21 protein-coding genes are annotated in these 19,556 nt (G+C 35.7%); 11 read left to right on the top strand and 10 right to left on the bottom strand.

The features are described 5' to 3' along the window. Positions 1–127 precede the first annotated feature (127 nt). Positions 128–733 (top strand): hypothetical protein, encoded by a 606-nt coding sequence (locus tag BUA89_RS03315; RefSeq protein ID WP_072953195.1) that lies wholly within the window; start codon positions 128–130, stop codon positions 731–733. 703 nt (positions 734–1,436) lie between these two features. Here BUA89_RS03315 and BUA89_RS03310 read toward each other — a convergent pair. After that, positions 1,437–2,204 carry a succinate dehydrogenase/fumarate reductase iron-sulfur subunit gene (locus tag BUA89_RS03310; protein ID WP_072953194.1) on the bottom strand — a complete coding sequence of 256 codons (768 nt, stop codon included), beginning with the start codon at positions 2,202–2,204 and terminating at the stop codon, positions 1,437–1,439. Between the two features lie 127 nt (positions 2,205–2,331). Beyond that, a complete protein-coding gene (locus BUA89_RS03305; protein ID WP_072953193.1) occupies positions 2,332–2,898 on the bottom strand; it encodes a cyanophycinase in 567 nt (188 codons plus the stop codon). 544 nt (positions 2,899–3,442) lie between these two features. On the opposite strand from BUA89_RS03305, the gene BUA89_RS03300 reads away from it, so the two are divergent. Next, positions 3,443–3,802, top strand: a complete 360-nt coding sequence (locus BUA89_RS03300; protein ID WP_072953192.1) for a prevent-host-death protein — start codon at positions 3,443–3,445, stop codon at positions 3,800–3,802. 119 nt (positions 3,803–3,921) lie between these two features. Here BUA89_RS03300 and trxB read toward each other — a convergent pair whose 3' ends face one another. Together trxB and holA are read right to left on the bottom strand one after the other, a co-directional pair. Continuing rightward, positions 3,922–4,863 (bottom strand): thioredoxin-disulfide reductase, encoded by a 942-nt coding sequence (gene trxB, locus BUA89_RS03295; protein WP_072953191.1) that lies wholly within the window; start codon positions 4,861–4,863, stop codon positions 3,922–3,924. A gap of 150 nt (positions 4,864–5,013) precedes the next feature. Further along, positions 5,014–6,051, bottom strand: a complete 1,038-nt coding sequence (gene holA / locus BUA89_RS03290) for a DNA polymerase III subunit delta (RefSeq protein WP_072953190.1) — start codon at positions 6,049–6,051, stop codon at positions 5,014–5,016. A 7-nt stretch (positions 6,052–6,058) separates the two neighbouring features. On the opposite strand from holA, the gene BUA89_RS03285 reads away from it, so the two are divergent. The 3 genes from BUA89_RS03285 (at position 6,059) to BUA89_RS03275 (ending at position 9,243) form a co-directional block, all read left to right on the top strand. Then, positions 6,059–6,490, top strand: a complete 432-nt coding sequence (locus tag BUA89_RS03285) for a type I restriction enzyme HsdR N-terminal domain-containing protein (protein ID WP_072953189.1) — start codon at positions 6,059–6,061, stop codon at positions 6,488–6,490. Between the two features lie 339 nt (positions 6,491–6,829). Then, a complete protein-coding gene (locus BUA89_RS03280) occupies positions 6,830–8,380 on the top strand; it encodes a T9SS type A sorting domain-containing protein (RefSeq protein ID WP_072953188.1) in 1,551 nt (516 codons plus the stop codon). A 119-nt stretch (positions 8,381–8,499) separates the two neighbouring features. Beyond that, entirely contained in the window at positions 8,500–9,243 is a 744-nt protein-coding gene (locus BUA89_RS03275; protein WP_072953187.1) for a dienelactone hydrolase family protein, read from the top strand. 318 nt (positions 9,244–9,561) lie between these two features. Here the strand turns inward: BUA89_RS03275 and BUA89_RS03270 are convergent, their stop codons facing one another. The 6 genes from BUA89_RS03270 to BUA89_RS03245 form a co-directional block, all read right to left on the bottom strand. Continuing rightward, positions 9,562–9,933: a cupin domain-containing protein gene (locus tag BUA89_RS03270; protein WP_072953186.1), complete on the bottom strand. Its 372-nt coding sequence runs from the start codon at positions 9,931–9,933 to the stop codon at positions 9,562–9,564. A 205-nt stretch (positions 9,934–10,138) separates the two neighbouring features. After that, positions 10,139–10,663, bottom strand: a complete 525-nt coding sequence (locus tag BUA89_RS03265; RefSeq protein WP_072953185.1) for a GNAT family N-acetyltransferase — start codon at positions 10,661–10,663, stop codon at positions 10,139–10,141. 3 nt (positions 10,664–10,666) lie between these two features. Next, complete coding sequence (locus BUA89_RS03260) at positions 10,667–11,272, bottom strand: DUF2911 domain-containing protein (protein ID WP_072953292.1); 606 nt, start codon at positions 11,270–11,272, stop codon at positions 10,667–10,669. A 28-nt stretch (positions 11,273–11,300) separates the two neighbouring features. Then, the gene (locus BUA89_RS03255) at positions 11,301–11,813 is read right to left on the bottom strand and encodes a methylated-DNA--[protein]-cysteine S-methyltransferase (RefSeq protein WP_072953184.1); all 513 of its coding nucleotides are present in this window, start codon (positions 11,811–11,813) and stop codon (positions 11,301–11,303) included. 42 nt (positions 11,814–11,855) lie between these two features. Beyond that, positions 11,856–12,404 carry a DinB family protein gene (locus BUA89_RS03250; protein WP_072953183.1) on the bottom strand — a complete coding sequence of 183 codons (549 nt, stop codon included), beginning with the start codon at positions 12,402–12,404 and terminating at the stop codon, positions 11,856–11,858. Between the two features lie 52 nt (positions 12,405–12,456). Then, on the bottom strand, positions 12,457–12,975 hold the full coding sequence (locus BUA89_RS03245) for a Crp/Fnr family transcriptional regulator (protein WP_072953182.1): 519 nt from the start codon (positions 12,973–12,975) through the stop codon (positions 12,457–12,459). A gap of 303 nt (positions 12,976–13,278) precedes the next feature. On the opposite strand from BUA89_RS03245, the gene fucP reads away from it, so the two are divergent. The 6 genes from fucP (at position 13,279) to BUA89_RS03215 (ending at position 19,540) form a co-directional block, all read left to right on the top strand. Further along, positions 13,279–14,565 carry an L-fucose:H+ symporter permease gene (gene fucP / locus BUA89_RS03240; protein WP_072953181.1) on the top strand — a complete coding sequence of 429 codons (1,287 nt, stop codon included), beginning with the start codon at positions 13,279–13,281 and terminating at the stop codon, positions 14,563–14,565. Positions 14,566–14,685: 120 nt separating this feature from the next. Continuing rightward, the gene (locus tag BUA89_RS03235) at positions 14,686–16,326 is read left to right on the top strand and encodes a UxaA family hydrolase (RefSeq protein WP_072953180.1); all 1,641 of its coding nucleotides are present in this window, start codon (positions 14,686–14,688) and stop codon (positions 16,324–16,326) included. 225 nt (positions 16,327–16,551) lie between these two features. After that, complete coding sequence (locus tag BUA89_RS03230) at positions 16,552–17,316, top strand: SDR family NAD(P)-dependent oxidoreductase (RefSeq protein ID WP_072953179.1); 765 nt, start codon at positions 16,552–16,554, stop codon at positions 17,314–17,316. A 138-nt stretch (positions 17,317–17,454) separates the two neighbouring features. After that, complete coding sequence (locus BUA89_RS03225; RefSeq protein ID WP_072953178.1) at positions 17,455–18,306, top strand: fumarylacetoacetate hydrolase family protein; 852 nt, start codon at positions 17,455–17,457, stop codon at positions 18,304–18,306. Next, complete coding sequence (locus BUA89_RS03220) at positions 18,303–18,632, top strand: L-rhamnose mutarotase (RefSeq protein ID WP_072953177.1); 330 nt, start codon at positions 18,303–18,305, stop codon at positions 18,630–18,632. The genes BUA89_RS03225 and BUA89_RS03220 overlap by 4 nt, the downstream gene beginning before the upstream one ends. Before the next feature lie 83 nt (positions 18,633–18,715). Then, positions 18,716–19,540: an amidohydrolase family protein gene (locus BUA89_RS03215; protein ID WP_083531577.1), complete on the top strand. Its 825-nt coding sequence runs from the start codon at positions 18,716–18,718 to the stop codon at positions 19,538–19,540. Positions 19,541–19,556: the final 16 nt, after the last annotated feature.

Below are 19,556 nucleotides of genomic sequence, written 5' to 3'. Positions count from 1 at the left end.
ATAAGACCATAATGAGGCAAAATACGCAGATGTGGTATCTAAAACCATTATTTGCCCCATTGTGATTTTGATCATAACGATTAATAAAAACCGATGCTATTTTTGTATTAACACCAAAGAAAAATTGATGAAGCCGAAACAGATCCCGGGAATTCCTCTTCAGAAAAAGGGAGGATTTCACGATACTGAAAGTACCAAACAGTACAACAGTTCAGAAATCGATGCAAAATTTAATATCCTTAAAGAGCGTTTTTTTTCTATCAATCGATGGAAAGATTATTGCGGAGATGCTTCTGCCGATTTTAAACATTTTGATTCTTCCGGAAACTTTGTTGAAAGAATTCCTGTAAAGGGAGATTTTATAAGAATTGCCATACCCGGTCCGGGAACGAAAGAAGCAGATGGTTACGATTGGGTAGAAATTGTTAACATATCCCATCGCGACACAAAAAGTTATGAATCTTACCTGATGATGTGCAGGCCATCCAAAGCCCCCAACAGGCTGAGAGGATATATTGCCCATTTTTACAGCCGGGCGGCAACTTCAAACATGATGATTTCAAAAGAAATAGATTTTTTAAGTGTCGGAATTTACGGAAGAAATGAAAGGCCCAATTTCAATGCACGATTTCTCGACAAGATAAGAAACTTTTTTATTGCTTTCGGAGGGATGTTCGGTGCCGGGAAAATACAGTGGAAAATTCTTGCCGAAGGATTATTAGATTTTAAATAATTATATTATTGTTTTTTTAATTCACTTTACTTTTCAACTCCTCAAAATTTTGAGGAGTTTTTGCTGAAAAATAATTATTAATAAATATTTTAAAATAAAATCCCCTATATGATACCAATCATAAAGTTTCATAATCCATCTATCTACCTTTGATCCACACACCACACAAAATTTGATATTATAAAATTACTATTAATAATTCTTTTGCTGCAGTATGGCCACTGGTTCATATTCAGAGCTTTATTTTAATAACCGGCGAAAAAACAGATATATGGCTGGTAAAAACAGTGAGTGTTCTGCTTTTACCTTATTGTCTGCTTTTGCTGTATCTTACTTTTAGTTATAGAAGAAATTTTATGATTGTGATTTCAATAATACTTTGCTGTCTCGGATTATTATGGATCGATTTATACTACTATTTTGCAGGAATTATCAAGTGGACTTACCTTCTTGACGGATTTTTTCAGTTCGTATTCATTATCTACTGGACTGTCTATATGATCCGCTCAGACAAAAAATAATCTTTTATTTTTTTGGGATTTTAATAAATTAAGACCGTTTTTTAAGTCAATTATTAAGCGAAAAAAATCCCTGATTAAAAACCAGGGATAAAAACTAATAACCATGATACTCAAATGAAGTGAGAATCTGAGCAAATATATTTATAAACTAAGTCTTAGACTATGATTGAAATCTATTGGCATTATTTTTCTCTCATCCAGGCAGACATATATTCCCGGTTCATTCTTGCAATGTTATCCAGAGAAATATTTTTCGGACATTCTACTTCGCAGGCTCCTATTACAGAACAATTCCCGAAACCTTCGTCATCCATTGCCTGTACCATGTTCAAAACTCTTCTTTTGGCCTCTACCCTACCTTGAGGAAGTAATGCAAAGTGAGAAACCTTAGCTCCGACAAAAAGCATCGCAGCACCGTTCGGACAACAGGCAACACATGCACCACAACTGATACAAGCTGCAGCATCCATCGCTTTATCGGCATCTTCTTTAGGAACTGCAATAGCATTGGCATCCAATGTATTTCCTGATGTATTGACAGAAATAAATCCTCCCGCCGCCATAATTCTGTCAAAAGCGCTTCGGTCTGTTATTAAATCCTTTATCACAGGAAAAGCAATACTTCTCCAGGGTTCAATAACAATCGTTTCACCATCCGTGAACATTCTCATGTGCAATTGGCAGGTTGTAATTCCTGTGTCGGGGCCATGGGCTCTTCCGTTAATATATAACGAGCACATTCCGCAAATTCCTTCCCGGCAGTCATGATCGAACGCTACAGGTTCTTTGTCTTCTTTTATCAGCTGTTCATTAAGAATATCCAGCATTTCCAGAAATGAAGCATCAGTGGAAATATTCGAAACTTTATATATTTCAAACTTACCTTTTGTTTTTTTGTTTTTCTGCCGCCAGATCTTCAGAGTAAGGTTTAGATTTTTACGTTCGCTCATAATTAAATGATTTGTTTAATTAAAAATACATATAAAGAAATGACGCCTTTATGAGCCATATCATAATGATCTGTGAAAATCCCTGGGCTAATCTGCTAATCGACAATTGAAGATCTTCACTTTTATCTCAATTTTTCCCGGTATTTGCACCTTCAAACAGGTTGCTGCTAAAATCGATCTTACAATTATCCGTCAAAATATGAACTTTAAGGTTTTCTGCATAAATGGGAAACCCTTTTTCTGCCATTTCGGTATTGGTCTGCCCGATTTCTCTTGCATTAATAATCCATACCGAGCCCGAGCCCCGGCAGGTAGCTTTGTATCCTTCTTCAATCAGAAGAGCTGTATCTTCTCCCAGACCAATTCCCCAACATTCCTGATGTAAGATGGTAGCATGTGCAAGCCTTACGAATCTTGCCCGATGTACAAAATAGGTATCAATAATACAGTTTTCTATAAATCCAAATCCGGAATTCAGTTCAATATCATACTCCAGAATCGCTTCACCGTTAATGGCTTCCAGAATAACGATTTTAGGCATACACATGGCTCCGGCGCTGGTTCCTGCAATCATAAAATCATCTTCCTCTTTATATTTCCTTCGTAAAAGGTCTCTTAAAATAGATTGCTTTAAAGCCTCACAAATCCTGTTCTGATCGCCTCCGGTAAAAAATACTGTTTTCGCAGCTTCCACCCTTTTCTTTATTATTTACGGTTTCCTTTTTGTTATCCTGATCAATATATTGCGTTTCAGATTTTGTACATGATGAAAGAATGTATAATAAGAATATATATACTGCTAATTTTTTCATAATAATGATTTGGTTATCCCAAACTTAGTCATCAAAAAATGAAGATTTTATGATGGGAATCACAATATTTAAATAAAAAATATCGCCGGAAAGAAAAACTTAGAGTACAAATGCAAAATTGAAGGATATTTTCAATGATAGAAAGTGATTTCACTGTTTAAACATTAAATATGCATTCATTTTAAATGCTGCACTTTAGAGTTTTGGGCAAGCATTTACTTCTTAAATTTTGCTAAAATATTTAATGGCAAATTTGTGACAGTAATCAAAAATACCTTTAAAAATTACAGAAAAAGTTGTAATTGTAGAAAATACAGCTTTTATTTTATGAAACACTTATCTGTAGTTACTATAAACTACTATTAATTTAGGTATTTATTTTGATTTGTTTCAGCTTCTCCCTAAATTTGTACAAATATATTTTTCATGAACTACAAGCTGGAGCTCAATACGCAGGAACCTAATTCCAATATCGTTTTTAATAACATTATTTTTGATTCGTTCAAAGTTAATATTGTTGAAAAATATTTTGGAAAGAAAGGTTTTAATCCAAAATTGGGCGAAGCATTATTTAAAGTAAGAACTTTAGATGACGTTTTGGTCAACAGAAAAGATGGCCATATCCGATTAAAAATCAAAGGAGAGGATTTTGAAACTTATCAGAGACTGTCGAGAGTACTCAACTCTTATGATTATAAAAATAAATTAATCAACAGAAAAAATGCAGATCAGGACTATGTGCATTTTATTTTAAGCCTGGTAATTACCAATTACTCACTTGCTTAATTTGTTTTTTATCATTGATAAAAGATAATTCTGCTATTAAAAAATCAGATTTCCTCAAGTAGAAATAAAAAACCGCTTCAACAATTTTGAAACGGTTTTTATCTTATATTGGTTTTTAATTAATGTAATTCTGCAAGGTATTTTTCAGCATCCATTGCGGCCATACAACCGCTTCCTGCTGCTGTAATCGCCTGTCTGTAGATGTGATCCTGAACATCACCTGCTGCAAAAACTCCCGGAAGGTTTGTTCTTGAAGAACCTTTTTCAGTTTCTATATATCCATTTTCATCCAAATCGATTTGCCCCTTGAAGATATCTGTGTTCGGCTTGTGACCGATTGCAATAAAAATACCATGAACATCTACTGTCGATTTTTCCTGAGTCTGATTATTGATCACAACGGCTCTTTCCACTAAGTTATTTTCTCCTTCAATACCAATTAATTCATGGTGGAATTTCACTTCAATATTCGGTGTATTCTGAACTCTGTGAACCATCGCCTTAGAGGCTCTGAATTCATCTTTTCTCACCAGCATCGTTACTTTATTTACTAATTTGGCCAGGTAAGTCGCCTCTTCTGCCGCAGTATCTCCAGCTCCAACCACCACTACATCTTTACCTCTGTAGAAAAAACCGTCGCAGGTTGCACATGCAGAAACTCCTCCTCCATTATATTTTTTCTCGTCATCAAGACCTAAATATTTTGCAGTTGCACCAGTAGAAATAATTACTGTTTTAGCGAAAATCTCTTTGTTTCCTGCATATAGCTTATGAGTACCTCCAACTTCCTTGGAAAACTCAACCTTTGTGATCATTTCGTAATGAACTTTTGTGTCGAATCTTTCAGCTTGTTTTTGCAAATCCATCATCATTTCAGGACCTGTAATTCCTGCCGGATATCCAGGGAAGTTATCCACCTCCGTAGTTGTAGTTAATTGTCCGCCCGGCTCCAAACCTGTGTATAATTCAGGTTTTAAGTCTGCTCTTGCTGCATAAATTGCCGCTGTGAAACCAGAAGGCCCAGATCCAACGATCACACAGTCTAAAATGTTTTGCTCCATATTTTGCTTTTCAAAGAGTTAAAATTTACGAGTGCTAATTTCGTAATTTTTACTATGTATTTAAAGTTATTTTAATGATACTTGTCAATATCAAACATGCGAATTCTCTATGATAATTTAAAATTTAATAGATAAAATCTTTTAAACCATTTACACTTTCATTTTTATTTTGTCTACATTGATAATTTTATAGACCAGTTCCTTTATTAATTCCGCTTCACTCATATTGACTGCTCCCAGCCCTTTTCCCTTCATATCGAATTCCCTTAAAATCGAAATCACTCTTGTGGCATGTTTTAGAGGATACAGCTTTGCCGATTCGGCATAGTCTTTAATAAAATAAGGATTTACCCCCATTTGAGAAGCGATGACATTAGGCGGCTGACCAATCATTGTATTATATATAATGACATTCGAAAAATAATTGTATAAACTCGCCAGCATCATTACAAAAGGATTGTTCTTCGGATTTTTACCCATAAAATGAGCAATTTTAAAAGCCGCATTGGTATTTTTTGTTCCTAAAGCTTTCTGCAGTTCGAAAACATTGTATTCTTTGCTGATTCCGATGTGGTCTTCAATAATTTTCCCGTCCAGAATTTCATCAGGCTTAAGAATAATTTTTAGCTTATTCAGTTCATTGGCAATTCTGGAAAGATCGTTTCCGAGATATTCTGCCAAAAGATGAGAAATGTTTGGCGCCGTTTTGATATTTAATCTAATGCATTCGTCTGCAATCCATTTCGGAAGCTGTGCTTCTTTAATCGACTCACTCAGAAATAATGCATTCGATTTTTCCAGAGATTTCGTCACCTTTTTGCGGCTGTCCAGCTTTTTGTGCTTATGGGCAAAAACCAGAACTGTAGACGGAACAGGATTTTCAACATACATTTCCAGCGCTTTCGTTTCAGCTTCGTTTAGCTTTAAATCCTGCGCTTCCTTTACAATAATCACCTGCTTATCTCCCATCATGGGAAACTGTCTTGCCAACGACAGAACTTCCTGATAGGTGGTGTCTTTCCCATACACCACTGTTTGGTTGAAAGCTTTTTCATCTTCATTCAGAAAATCGTGTTCAAGGGCTTTTACAGCAAGATCAATAAAGTAAGGCTCTTCTCCGTGGAAAAAATAAATCGGTAAAACTTCTTTATTTTTAATATTTTTGAGGATTAAATCTAATTCTTTCATCTTATAAATGGAACTTCCAAAACTGAATTTTCAGGAAACTTTTGATTTTAAATTCAAGAAAGACAAAGATAAGTTTTTTATTTATGATTTGGTTCGTAAAACTTACCTTTTGCTCACTCCTGAGGAATGGGTAAGACAGCATTGGGTACACTATTATCTTACTGTAAAATCATACTCTACATCTGCTTTAATTACTGAAAAAAAGATTGTTTTAAATGGTTTGACCAAGAGAATTGACCTTTTAATTACTGAAAAAACGGAACCCATTATTTTAATTGAATGCAAGGCTCCCCAAATTAAGTTGACGGAAAAAACATTCGAACAAACGGCACGGTATAATTCTATTATCGGAGCCAAAGAAATTATTCTTACCAACGGGTTGCAGCATATTAATGCGTACTATGAAAATGAGCAGTATCAGTTTTATAAGCCTGATTGATGACATCAAATACTCCCTTGATTATGAGTTATAAAGTACTAGAACAATATGGTCTGGCAATGGTAAAGACACCGGAAAATTTCATGGTGTTGTTGAGGAAACCTCATTGCTAATTATATTACTGCTTCAGGCATCCCGATGATTCGTTTCGGTTTTAAATTTAACTATTTCCGCTAATTTCTCTCAAATCGAAGCAGTTTTAATAAATTCATTATTTTTCATTAAAACAATTTGTTTTAAACTTCTATAACATAAACTGTTATATTAAATTTAATATGTATATTTATATCTATAAGGTTTGATTAGACCTTCAAATATTAAGATCAAATATATAACACTATGAAATTTAAATTATTCTTTTTTCTCATATTCATTATCACTTTTACAAAAACTTGGAGCCAGTCACCGCCAATACAATGGCAAAAATCTTTTGGGGGAAGTCTTAGTGATACTGGTAAATCGATCCGTCAAACCCAAGATGGTGGTTTTATAATCGCCGGATCTACAATATCTAATGATGGGGATGTTACAGGTCTCCATGGGTTATCCGACTGTTGGATCGTAAAACTGGATAATTCAGCAAATATACAATGGCAAAAAACATACGGTGGAACTGATAATGATGTAGCCAATGACGTTCAGCAAACTTCGGATGGAGGATATATTTTTGCGGGTTATTCTTCTTCTGTAAATGGTGACGTGACCGGAAATCATGGTTCAAGTGATTATTGGGTGGTAAAAATAGATGCATTGGGAAGCATACAATGGCAGAAATCTTTCGGAGGAAATAGCTACGAGGAGGCTACTTCTGTGCAGCAGACTTCAGATGGAGGATACATTGTTGCAGGTCATTCAAGTTCGACAGATTTGTTTGCTGATGTGACCGGAAATCACGGATTTAATGATTACTGGGTCGTTAAATTAAATTCGTCAGGAAATATACAATGGCAAAAATCTTTTGGGGGAAGTGCTCATGAATTTGCGGGTACAATAAAACAGACTTTAGACAACGGATATATTATGATCGGAAGTTCATCATCAAATAATGGAGATATTTCGCAAAATATTGGAAATTGGGATTATTGGGCAATTAAATTAGATTCTTCCGGAAATTTGGTATGGGAAAAATCTTTGGGAGGAAGTAGCAGCGATCAAGCTTTTGATGTTGTACAAGATCAGAATGGTGATTATGTGGTTACAGGTTTCGCTCTTATGCCAAACAGCCAGTTTCCAGACTCACCCGGGTCTCGTGATTTTTTGATCGTAAAGCTCAATCCATCAGGGAATGTAATATGGGAAAAAAATTTCGGAGGAGGTAGTCCAGATGGCGCAAACTCTATCAATCTGACGTCTGATGGAGGATATATTGTTGGCGGATATACACAGTCTATAGACGGAGACATCACTCAAAATTTCGGGAATAATGATTACTGGATTATAAAGTTAGATTCATCGGGAAATTTACAGTGGCAAAAATCTTTAGGTGGTAGTAACGTTGATAAATTATATGCTGTGCAGCAAACTTCAGATAGTGGATACATTATGATAGGAAATACCATGTCTTCTAACGGAAATATTACAATAAATCATGGTGCTTCTGATATTTGGGCTGTAAAATTAGGCTCGACTTTAGGAGTTGAAGAACATAAAAGTATTTTAAAACTTTCTCCTTACCCAAATCCAACAAAAGATTTTGTAAACATAGATAATCTTCCGAAGGAAACAACTGTAAGCATTACTGATGTTTCCGGAAGAAAACTATTTTCAAATAAATATTATGATGAAAAAGCTATTATTGATGTATCACGTTTTATTAATGGAATATACATTGTTAAGGCTGAAAACAAGGGAACAATTATTTTATCTGAAAAATTGATTATAAAAAAATAAATTTGAAATTTTAAGACTTAATAGACTTCTATTATTTAAATTTGACTGTTAAATTTGGACAACAAACCTGTTCAAGCATATTTTTCACCTAACTTTTTCATTCATTTAAATTACAAAATATGATACGTTCATTAGTACTATCAGCATTTCTGCTGACTTCAGGAACAATTTTCAGCCAAAACCTCAAAACAGTTTCCTACAAAGACGATTCCCAAAAACTGAATGGCTTAGTCACTTCAAATGCAGGAAAAAAACTTCCCGGCGTTCTGATTCTTCCGGCATGGAAAGGAATTGATGACGAAGCCAAAACGGCTGCACTCGAATTGGAAAAACAAGGATATGTAGCATTTATTGCCGATATTTACGGGGAAGGAAATATCCCGACCAATCTGGATACGGCCGCTAAAAACTCAGGGTATTTCAAGAAAAATTACGAAGCTTACCAAAAAAGAATTTCTTTAGCTTTGGATGAATTAAAGAAAAACGGCGCCGTTCCTGATAAAATCGCAGTGATTGGCTATTGTTTTGGAGGAACCGGAGCTTTGGAAGCTGCAAGAGGAAACTTACCTGTTGTGGGAGTGGTTTCAATACACGGAAGTATCGGGAAACCCCGTTCAAGACCCAACGGACCGATTTCCACAAAAATTTTAGTAGAAAATCCAGCGGATGATAAAGCGGTAAGCCCCGAAGACTACAACGGACTGGTTGCCGAAATGAATGAAGGAAATGCAGACTGGCAAATCATTACCTATGCTCATTCCAAACATACTTTCACAGATCCCAAATCACCGGATTACAATGAAGTGATGGCAAAAAGAGCATGGAATCACACTTTAATGTTCTTGAAGGAAATTTTAAAATAATTAAAATAGTTAGTCTTTTTGTCATTCTGCCGGTAAGAAAAGTATTTACCACAGAATGACAAAAGGCTTATTTCAGCACTCTTTTTATTAGAGTAATCTTATTACAGCGGCAACACCACCAATATTCTGTTTGGTTGTCTTTTAGTTTCATTTTTGTTTTGTTACCACAACTTTCGCAAATACATTCATCAGATTCATTTTCTTCAGCCTGATAAAAACACTGGTGACAGCCCCAACTGGTAAAATTCGAAACCTCATCATCTATAGACCAGGTGAATGAATTCCTCTTACATTTCGGGCAAATTTGTGTTCCCATAATCAATCCACACCTTCCACTTCCCTGTTCACCAATTCCATAGAAAATGCAGGAAGGCAAATCGCGATATATTCGCAGGCCTCAGGAAACGGATTGCTGTAGCGGATTCTTGCTCCTTTTTCAATCAGAATACTCTGTCCTTTCTCTAAAGTGACAATCTCTCCATCGATTTCAAACTGTTTTTTCCCTGAAATAATGATGGTAAATTCATCAAATTCCGGAGTCTGATGCGGCTCGCTCCAATCCGGAGGTGCTACCATGTGAGCAATTGAAATATTGGAGTTTCCCGTGGAGTTTCCCCAATGCTCTTCGATCAGTTTACCATCCGTCGTCGGAACAACAAATGGCGATTGTTGAATTTTAAATTTTTTCATATTATTAAATTAAATTTGGTTTTAATATAAAGTGTATATTTTAGCTTCTCATTGTTTTTAAGTTCTCAAAACGGCATTTCGCCGATTCCAATAAAGCAGGAATAAAATTGAAACAAGGCCGTTGAGTTATATAAGTTCTCAAAGTTTTTCAGTTATGATTAATCATCTTTATTTAAAAATTTTAATCTGCGAGAATAATTAAGTTTTAATGATTTTCTTTCTTAATTTCATATACAAAATTAGTTCTGGTAGGTTCACCGAAATAAGCAACTTCTTCCTCGGCAATCTTTTGTCCGCCCAATCTTTCCAAAGCAATTTGAGAACGATAATTTTCTTTCCCGATATGGAAACGAACGGTATCGACAAACTGAAAAATATAATCAAGCATTAACTTTTTGATCTGAGGGTTAATCCCCTTTCCCCAGGACTTTACTCCGTAAAAAGTATATCCTATGAAAATACTGTTTTTCTCTTCATCGAAATCGTAAAAACGGGAACTTCCCAAAACGTTTCCACTCTCTTTTTCAACAATTTTAAACGCACCCTGACTTTCAATCGCCCCCTTAAAAAAATTTTCAAAAATCTCTCTTTGATAACGGTCTTTGTTCGGATGCTGTTCCCAGACCTTAGGATCGGAAGCCACTTCGTATAAAGACTCAAAATCCCCTTGCTGTAAGGGGATTAATTGATATTTTTCGTTTTCTAAAATCGTTTGAATAGAAAATTTCATTGCTTAGCCTTTTGCTTTCGAAGCGTCGGATTCGATTTTTTTGATCTCCTTCAGTTTATCTGCAATTTTAGTTACTGCATCCTGATTTGAAGGTTTTAAAGCTACCTCAGCCTGAACCATATCCCACTTGATTACCAGATTTCCGGTATTTTCTCCCGTTGGATTCAGGGTAATTTCAAACCACTCCTGTTTGTCTTCCAGTTTATTTACAGGAACTGTAACGTCTACAACATCCTGCTTCGGATCGTACGTATAAGCGCCCCACTGCTGGAAGTCTTTATTTAAGATCACTTTCCATTCTTTTTCAGTAGGAACGATGAATAATCCGTAAGTTCCTGCAGGAACTACTTTTCCCCCGAAATTAACAGACTGTCCGAAAGTAATTTTTGTAGATGAGTTTGCCCCTGCTCTCCAAACCTGTCCGTAAGGTACCAGTTCTCCGAATATTTTACGTCCTTTTACTCCTGGTCTTCCGTAGTCGACAGAGATTTTAGACATTGAAAACTGCTGCTCCACCTTTTGGCGCGGGCTTGCTGCCGGTACCGAATAATCCTGAGCAAAAGACAAAGCTGAAGCTGATATGCAAAGTGCAAATAGTAACTTTTTCACGTGTAAATTTTTGTCCAAAATTACAAAATCAAAACAGAATAGCCTTCTCCAATTCCAATAATTTTTGCTTTCTCCAGATTCCTCCTGCATAGCCTGTAAGTTCGCCATTCGAGCCAATAACACGGTGGCAAGGGATTAAAATTGCAATTTTATTGATGCCGTTGGCGGTTCCCACTGCCCGGATTGCTTTTGGATTTCCTAAGAATTCAGACTGCTGTTTATAGGTTCTGATCTCTCCCATCGGAATTTCTATCAGCAACTGCCAGACTTTTCTCTGAAATTCTGTTCCGCTAATGTATAATGGAACTTCAAATTTGCTTCTCCTTCCTTCAAAATATTCTTTTAATTCTTCTTCCAACTGCCTGAAATGCTGATGGTCTTTTTCAATTATTTCTGAATCTAAGCTTTTAGATAATGACTGTAACTGCTTTTCAATATTTTTGCGGTCTGTAAATTCCAGTAAACAAATTCCTTCTTCTACTGCGCAGGCAAACATTTCTCCCAAAGGCGTCTGAATTGTTTTTCGATAAATAATTTCCATTGAATTAAAATTAAATAAAATTCGGAAATAGACGAGCTTAATTTATGACTGATTTAAAATTTTACCAGCCTGACGGATGTGTCTTAGATTATGATTGATGATAAAACGGAAAGTATCTCCTAATTTCAGCTTAATTAATTTTGAGATACTGATGCTTGTTTTCGTAGTATTGAGGTCAATATTTTTTGATTTTTCCAGTAAGTCTAATAATTGGCTTTGCTGCTGAATAAATTCATGAATAACCTGTATGTTTAGCTCACTGTGAATGGGATTCATGCTTTTAAAAGTTTTCATAGCATTTAGTTTTTTATTCGGAAGCATGCTTTCGGCAAAGTAATTTCCTAAAATACCGGAAGAAAAGGTAGGATTGGAAGCTCTCTTGGAGGACAGCATTCTTTTATTAATTTCCGGAATATAAAAACTCCCATATCGGTTCAGATGTTCCAGGCATTCCAAAACACTCCAGCTTTTTTCTGAAAGCCTTTTATTCAGGTCATCTTCAGATTTATGTAAAAGATTTTGAGCAAACTGAAGGTTCGCTTTTGTACTGTTTTGCAGTTCTGATATTAATTGTGACGAAGAAATTTTCATTGTTATTTTTTGCAAATTTCATTATTGAAGCTTGTTAAAATCTTGATTGAACTCAAGATTTTTTAAGCCTCGACAAAGTTTCGGGAGACATTCTGAGGTAGTTGGCAATATATTTATTCGGTATTTCCTGAAAAAGTTTCGGACTTCTTTTTAAAACTCTTTCAAAACGTTCTTTCGGAGAATTCATCAACAGGTCTTTTTCTCTTTCGATTTGTTGCAATACCAGATCTTCCAAAATGACAGTCCAGAACTTCATATTTTCATCGTCTGACTGAATAAACTGATAAAAATCCTTTTTAGATGCCAAGCGGATCTCTGTTGTTTTTATAGCCTGAATGTAAAATTCTGATGGCTTTTCAGACAGAAAAGAATCCAGTGAAACAACAATATTTCCCGAATATCCGATCCTGATAATCCTTTCTTCATCCTCATCCATAATGAAAATACGCATACTCCCATTTTCTATGTAATAAATTTGAGTATCAATACTGCCCGCAGTATTCAAGTATTCATTTCGTTTTAATATTCTTTTCTCAGAAAAAATGCCACTTTCCAACAATGTCTGAATCATAATTTGACTAATGAACTTTAAATTTAATTAAAAATACCTGACTCGTTGTGCATTTATTTAATATCAGAATTCAAAGCAACAATCAATTAACAAATCCTTAACAATTCCGAGGAATACTTACACTATCTTGTACTATCCTGCCTCAGCAATTTTTATTTTCTAAAATTTCCATACTTTTAAAAATCAAAAAACGTTTATGTTTTAAAAGATTGTCTGCAAATTTTACAGTTAAAAAATTACAGGGTGTAATCGATTGACTTTTTACAGACAAACCAAATAAAAATTATTAAAGTAACCAGATCAATGAATAACATCCACTCCGGAAATGCTGTTTCTTCCGCTTCAAAAAAGAGAAATTACAGTCTTCCTTTGATTCTTATCATAAGTTTATTTTTCTTTTGGGGATTTATTCATAATCTCGATCCTATTTTAATCAAACACTTGAGAAGTGCTTTTCAGCTGAACCATTTTCAGGCTTCATTGGTTGATTCATCGGTTTTTGCAGCTTATTTTTTATTGGCTATTCCAGCGGGGATTATTATTCAAAAATATGGTTACAAAACAGGAATTTTGGCAGGATTATTCTTTTTTGCAGTGGGTTGTTTTTTATTTGTTCCTGCAGCGAATACAGTCAGTTACCCATTTTTTCTTGGAGCGCTTTTTGTCTTGTCCTGCGGTTTGGCAATTCTGGAAACTGCAGCCAACCCTTATATTACGGTTTTAGGACCACCCGAAAAAGCAACACAGCGACTAAATTTCGCACAATCTTTCAACGGTTTGGCAGCTTCCATTGCTCCCATCATTGGCGGAGTTTTTATTTTGGCAGAAGAACCGAAATCTCAGGAAGAACTTTCAACACTCAGTGAAGCAGCAAAATTAGCATACATCCAGGCAGAAACATCTTTGGTAAAAGGACCTTACATGATTTTAGGTTTGATTCTTTTGCTGGTGATGATTTTATTTTTCTTCATCAAATTACCAGAAGTAACGGAAAGCGAGGAAAAATCAACCAAGAATTTTCTTCAAGTTTTAGGCGTGAAAAATGTCGGGTGGGGAGTTTTAGCACAGTTTTTTTACATTGGAGCACAAATTTATATCTTCAGTTTTCTTTTGGTATTTGCAGAAGACGCGATTGATATGGCCGGACAGGAAGCCAAATATTATGCAGGAGTTGCAGGATTATTGTTTATGATCGGACGCTTTGCCGGAACTTTTTTCATGAGATATGTTTCACCTCAAAAATTATTGAGAATTTACAGTATGATCAGTATTGTTCTCTGCATTTATGTCGTTGCAGGCTCAGGAACTTCAACCTTATACGCACTGGTTGGATTAACATTTTTCATGTCCATCATGTTCCCTACCATTTTTGCTTTGGGAATTGAAGATGCAGGCTCTGATACAAAACCAGCATCGAGTTTATTAATTATGTCGATTGTAGGAGGTGCAATTATCCCACCGATTGCCAGTAAAATCACGGATATTTCAGGAAATATTCATCTATCATATATTGTTCCTGTCATCTGTTTTATCATCGTATTTCTATTCTCATTAAGATTTAGAAATAAGCATAAAACTTTGAGGTCTTAGTCAAGTGGAAACGTCTTTGCGAACTTAAAAGTATAAAGAAAAATATTATAAAAAATCTTTATGCACTTTGCGTTAAAACAAAAAAGGATACGTAAGAAAATATTCAATCTTAAATGTAAAATGAGCAATTTAATTTTAAAAATAAATCCAAAAGACAATGTTTTAGTCGCTCTGCAGGATATTCCGGCAGAAACCGAAATCATTTTCGAAAATAGTATTTACACCACTTTAGAAGAAATTCCCGCCAAACATAAATTCTTTATGAACGACATGACGCAAGGCGACGAAATCTTTATGTATGGCGTTTTGGTGGGCAAAGTACAATACGATTTGGCGGCGGGAACAAGAATGACGACAGAAAACACCAAACACGCTGCTGAGCCCTATTATTACCGTGAAGTCGATTATCATTGGACAAAACCCGATGTTTCAAAATTTCTGCATAAAACATTTAAAGGATATCATCGTTCAAATGGCGATGTTGGCACAGCCAATTACTGGCTTTTTATTCCGACTGTTTTTTGTGAAAACCGTAATTTAGATATTATTAAAGAATCGCTTTATAATGAATTGGGATATTCTGTCGATGCCAAATACAAAAGCTATACACATCAATTGGTTGAAGCCATTTCAAAAGGTGAAAATTTGGACGATATCGATTTTCCGCCATCCAATATTCCATCCAGAGAAAGAGTTTTTAAAAACGTAGACGGAATCAAATTTCTGAATCACACCGGCGGTTGTGGCGGGACAAGACAGGATGCAGATACGCTCAGTAAATTGTTAGCTTCGTATGCAGACCATCCCAATGTGGCAGGAGTAACTTTGTTAAGTCTTGGGTGTCAACACCTTCAGGTTGAAAATTTCAAAAAAGATTTATATAACCGAAATCCGAATTTTGATAAACCTTTACTGGTTTTCGAACAGCAAAAAGCCGAAAGTGAAGAAACCATGATTAAAAAAGCCATTTTTGAAACGCTGAAAGGACTTTTGGAAATCAATAAAATAGAGCGTGAGGATGCTCCGATCAGCAAACTTTGTGTTGGGGTAAAATGCGGCGGAAGTGATGGTTTCAGTGGAATTTCCGCGAATCCTGCGGTAGGACATCTTGCGGATATTCTTTCGGTTTTAGGTGCTAAAGTTTTGCTTGCCGAATTCCCTGAATTGTGCGGAGCCGAACAGGAAATGATCGACCGTTCCATCAATAAAGAAACTGCTGAAAAATTCATCAAACTGATGACAGAATATGATGAACTCGCTCATGCTGTAGGATCAGGGTTTTTCATGAATCCATCGCCGGGAAATATTAAAGACGGATTGATTACCGATGCAATAAAATCTGCAGGTGCTGCTAAAAAAGGAGGTTCATCGCCAGTTGTTGACGTTTTGGATTACACAGAACCAGCCACAAAACCGGGATTAAGTTTAGTTTGTACCCCGGGAAATGATGTGGAAGCAACCACAGGAAAAGCAGCCTCCGGAGCAACTTTAATTCTGTTTACGACAGGCCTCGGAACACCAACAGGAAATCCGGTTTGTCCGGTTATCAAAGTGGCTACCAATACAGCTTTGGCAACAAAAATGTCTGATATTATTGATATTGATACGGGAGCCATTGTCCATGGCGAAAAAACGATCCAGGAAATGGGCGAAGATATTCTGGATTTCTGCATTGAAGTGGCGAGTGGAAATATCATTCCTAAAGCAGTTGCACTGAATCAGGACGATTTTATTCCCTGGAAGAGAGGGGTAAGTCTTTGATAGAAGAGCCAAGGTAAAAGTAAAAAGAGTCAAGTCTGTTGGAATTCACATTACGAATGAAAGGTAAAATAGTGATGGTATCATTTCAAAATCAACATTAAGCCTTAGCTGAGTGAAATCGAAGATTCGACGAAGTCAAACGTCTTTGCGAACGAAAAATATGCAGAACAATATTAAAGAAATCTTAGCGCTCTTTGCGTTAAAAACAAATAAATAAGATAAAAAATGTTTTCATTAAAAAATAAAAAAGCAGTAATAACAGGTGGAGGAAGCGGAATCGGACAAGCCATTGCCGTTCAGCTTGCTGCCAATGGTGCGGAAGTTCATATTCTCGAAATCACAGAACAGAACGGACAGGAAACGCTTGAAAAAATACAGTATGCAGGAGGAAATGCGAAAGTGTATGCGTGTGATGTTTCTAAACAGAAAGATGTTTTAGCAGTTTTCGAGCAAATCGGAGCAATTCATATTTTGATTAATAATGCCGGAATTGCGCACATTGGAAAAGCGGATACCACTTCAGAAGAAGATTTTGACAAAATTTATAATGTCAATATTAAAGGGGTTTATAACTGTATGTTTGCCGGAATTCCGCAAATTAGAAAATCCAACGGCGGTGTGATTATCAATATGGCTTCGATTGCCGCATTAGTCGGAATTCCCGACCGTTTTGCGTACAGTACGGCGAAAGGTGCTGTAAAAGCAATGACGATGAGCGTTGCCAAAGATTATATCAATGAAAATATTCGTTGTAATTCTATTTCTCCGGCAAGGGTTCACACTCCTTTCGTGGATGGATTTTTACAGAAAAATTATCCTGATCAAATTGACGAAATGTTTGAAAAACTATCGAAAACCCAGCCAATCGGAAGAATGGCTCGACCAGAGGAAGTTGCTTCTTTAGCATTGTATTTATGCAGTGATGAAGCGTCTTTCATTACAGGAGTAGATTATCCTATTGATGGTGGTTTTACAACATTAAATAATTAATTATAAAGTAAAAAAACTTAGTGGCTTTAGTTAAATGAAACGCCTTTGCGAACTTAAAAACAATTAGTTGTTAAAAAAACTTAGTGCCCCTTGTGTTAAAATAATTTTAGGCAAAAATCAAATTAATAAAATTTAAAAATGAAATTAATAAAATTCGGAAAACCGGGACAGGAAAAACCAGGAGTCATAATCGGAGAAAAAAGATTTGACGTATCTCATTTGGTGAAAGATTATGACGAAAACTTCTTTTCGGGTGATGCTATCGAAAATTTAAAATCGGAAATCAACACTCAGAATCTGCCGGAAATATCTCAGGATGAAAGATTGGGTGCTCCTTTTGCGAGACCCTCAAAAATCATTTGTGTAGGATTGAATTATAAAGACCACGCAGCTGAAACCAATGCTCCCATTCCACAGGAACCGATTTTGTTTTTTAAGGCGACGTCGGCGATTGTCGGTCCGAATGACGATCTGGTTATTCCTAAAAACAGTGTGAAAACCGATTGGGAAGTTGAATTAGCCGTTGTGATTGGTAAAAAAGCGAGTTATGTTTCTGAGGAAAATGCTATGGAACATGTCGCAGGATACGTTTTGCATAACGATTACAGTGAAAGAGAATTTCAGCTGGAAAGAAACGGACAATGGGTAAAAGGGAAAAGCTGTGATACGTTTGCGCCGATTGGGCCTTTTATTGCGACGCCTGATGAAATTGACGATGTTCATAACCTTCGCTTATGGCTAAAAGTGAACGGAAAAATTTTACAGGATGGTAATACTTCAAATTTAATTTTCAATATTCCTTATGTGGTGAGCTATATCAGTCAGTTTATGACATTACTTCCGGGCGATCTAATTACAACGGGAACGCCTGCCGGTGTTGGTTTGGGGCAGAAACCGGAACCTTGGTATCTGAAACCGGGAGATATTGTGGAACTGGGAATTGACGGTTTGGGAAGCAGCACACAGAAAGTAAAAGCGTACGACGAATGAAAAAATTCTGTCTCGCTCTCGATTTAATTGATGATTCTGAACTGATTGCACAGTATGAAAAATATCATCAGAATATCTGGCCGGAAATCAGGCAAAGTATTTTGGATTCGGGAATTTCCAATATGGAAATTTACCGTGTTCAGAATAGATTAATGATGATTATTGAAGCGGATGAAAATTTTTCTTTTGAAGCTAAAAATGAATGGGATAACAATAATCCTAAAGTTCATGAATGGGAAGAACTGATGTGGAAATTTCAGCAGCAATTGCCTCATTCAAAGCCGGGAGAAAAGTGGCAGTTGATGGACAAAATATTTTCTTTATAAATTTTGAGTACATGATATTTTTTAAACCGCAAAAAATATTTTGGTGCTTTTGCAGTAAATATATTCAACAAAAATTGATTTAAATGATTATTGATTCTCACGTACATTTTTGGAAATTTGATCCGATTCGCGATGCCTGGATTACGAATGAAATGACAGTTATTCAGCGAGATTTTCTCCCCGAAGATTTTTCGTTGTATATCAATGAAAATCAGATTGAAGGTTGTATCGCTGTTCAGGCAGATCAAAGTGATGAGGAAACTGCGTTTTTATTGAATTTAGCTAAAGAAAATTCTTTTATTAAAGGAATTGTAGGCTGGGTTGATCTGACTTGTGAAAAATTGGAAGAATCGCTTCAACAATACCAATCAGAAAAATTAATAAAAGGTTTCAGGCATATTGCAGAAGGAGAAGACATCGGATTTCTACTGAAGGAAAACGTATTTCATGGAATCAAAAAACTTCATCAATTTAATTATACTTTTGATATTTTATTGAGACAACATCAACTTTCCGATGCAGTAAAACTCTCGGAAAAATTACCAGACCAACCTTTTATTTTAGATCATTGCGGAAAACCCAATTTGGCAACGAATGATTTGAGAGACTGGAAAGAAAACATTTCAGAACTGGCGAAAAACCCCAATATGTTTTGTAAGATCTCAGGACTTTTAACGCAGGGAAATTGGAATTTGATGGATGAAAAATCAATTTTTGAAACTTTGGATTTTATTTTTAATCAGTTTGGAATTGAGCGGTTGGTTTTCGGAAGCGATTGGCCTGTCATGTTATTGGGCGGAAATTATGTTTTGTGGTTGGAATTGATTTCAAAATATCTAACTCAGTTTTCAAAGGAAGAACAGGAACTTTTTTACTTTAGAAATGCTTTAAAGTTTTACAATTTATAATTTAACCACAAAAGTT

It is taken from the genome of Chryseobacterium arachidis (assembly GCF_900129245.1).
Lineage (GTDB): Bacteria > Bacteroidota > Bacteroidia > Flavobacteriales > Weeksellaceae > Chryseobacterium > Chryseobacterium arachidis.
This window is presented reverse-complemented; position numbering and strand designations above follow the sequence as displayed.

What these genes read in the sequence shown, in the direction of transcription:
- BUA89_RS03275 (WP_072953187.1), top strand. Translation starts at nt 8,500, where the DNA reads ATGATACGTTCATTAGTACTATCAGCATTTCTGCTGACTTCAGGAACA.
- BUA89_RS03285 (WP_072953189.1), top strand. Translation starts at nt 6,059, where the DNA reads ATGGAACTTCCAAAACTGAATTTTCAGGAAACTTTTGATTTTAAATTC.
- BUA89_RS03280 (WP_072953188.1), top strand. Translation starts at nt 6,830, where the DNA reads ATGAAATTTAAATTATTCTTTTTTCTCATATTCATTATCACTTTTACA.
- BUA89_RS03270 (WP_072953186.1), bottom strand. Translation starts at nt 9,933, where the DNA reads ATGAAAAAATTTAAAATTCAACAATCGCCATTTGTTGTTCCGACGACG.
- holA (WP_072953190.1), bottom strand. Translation starts at nt 6,051, where the DNA reads ATGAAAGAATTAGATTTAATCCTCAAAAATATTAAAAATAAAGAAGTT.
- BUA89_RS03265 (WP_072953185.1), bottom strand. Translation starts at nt 10,663, where the DNA reads ATGAAATTTTCTATTCAAACGATTTTAGAAAACGAAAAATATCAATTA.
- BUA89_RS03220 (WP_072953177.1), top strand. Translation starts at nt 18,303, where the DNA reads ATGAAAAAATTCTGTCTCGCTCTCGATTTAATTGATGATTCTGAACTG.
- BUA89_RS03310 (WP_072953194.1), bottom strand. Translation starts at nt 2,204, where the DNA reads ATGAGCGAACGTAAAAATCTAAACCTTACTCTGAAGATCTGGCGGCAG.
- BUA89_RS03230 (WP_072953179.1), top strand. Translation starts at nt 16,552, where the DNA reads ATGTTTTCATTAAAAAATAAAAAAGCAGTAATAACAGGTGGAGGAAGC.
- BUA89_RS03235 (WP_072953180.1), top strand. Translation starts at nt 14,686, where the DNA reads ATGAGCAATTTAATTTTAAAAATAAATCCAAAAGACAATGTTTTAGTC.
- BUA89_RS03300 (WP_072953192.1), top strand. Translation starts at nt 3,443, where the DNA reads ATGAACTACAAGCTGGAGCTCAATACGCAGGAACCTAATTCCAATATC.
- trxB (WP_072953191.1), bottom strand. Translation starts at nt 4,863, where the DNA reads ATGGAGCAAAACATTTTAGACTGTGTGATCGTTGGATCTGGGCCTTCT.
- BUA89_RS03245 (WP_072953182.1), bottom strand. Translation starts at nt 12,975, where the DNA reads ATGATTCAGACATTGTTGGAAAGTGGCATTTTTTCTGAGAAAAGAATA.
- BUA89_RS03215 (WP_083531577.1), top strand. Translation starts at nt 18,716, where the DNA reads ATGATTATTGATTCTCACGTACATTTTTGGAAATTTGATCCGATTCGC.
- fucP (WP_072953181.1), top strand. Translation starts at nt 13,279, where the DNA reads ATGAATAACATCCACTCCGGAAATGCTGTTTCTTCCGCTTCAAAAAAG.
- BUA89_RS03315 (WP_072953195.1), top strand. Translation starts at nt 128, where the DNA reads ATGAAGCCGAAACAGATCCCGGGAATTCCTCTTCAGAAAAAGGGAGGA.
- BUA89_RS03225 (WP_072953178.1), top strand. Translation starts at nt 17,455, where the DNA reads ATGAAATTAATAAAATTCGGAAAACCGGGACAGGAAAAACCAGGAGTC.
- BUA89_RS03250 (WP_072953183.1), bottom strand. Translation starts at nt 12,404, where the DNA reads ATGAAAATTTCTTCGTCACAATTAATATCAGAACTGCAAAACAGTACA.
- BUA89_RS03255 (WP_072953184.1), bottom strand. Translation starts at nt 11,813, where the DNA reads ATGGAAATTATTTATCGAAAAACAATTCAGACGCCTTTGGGAGAAATG.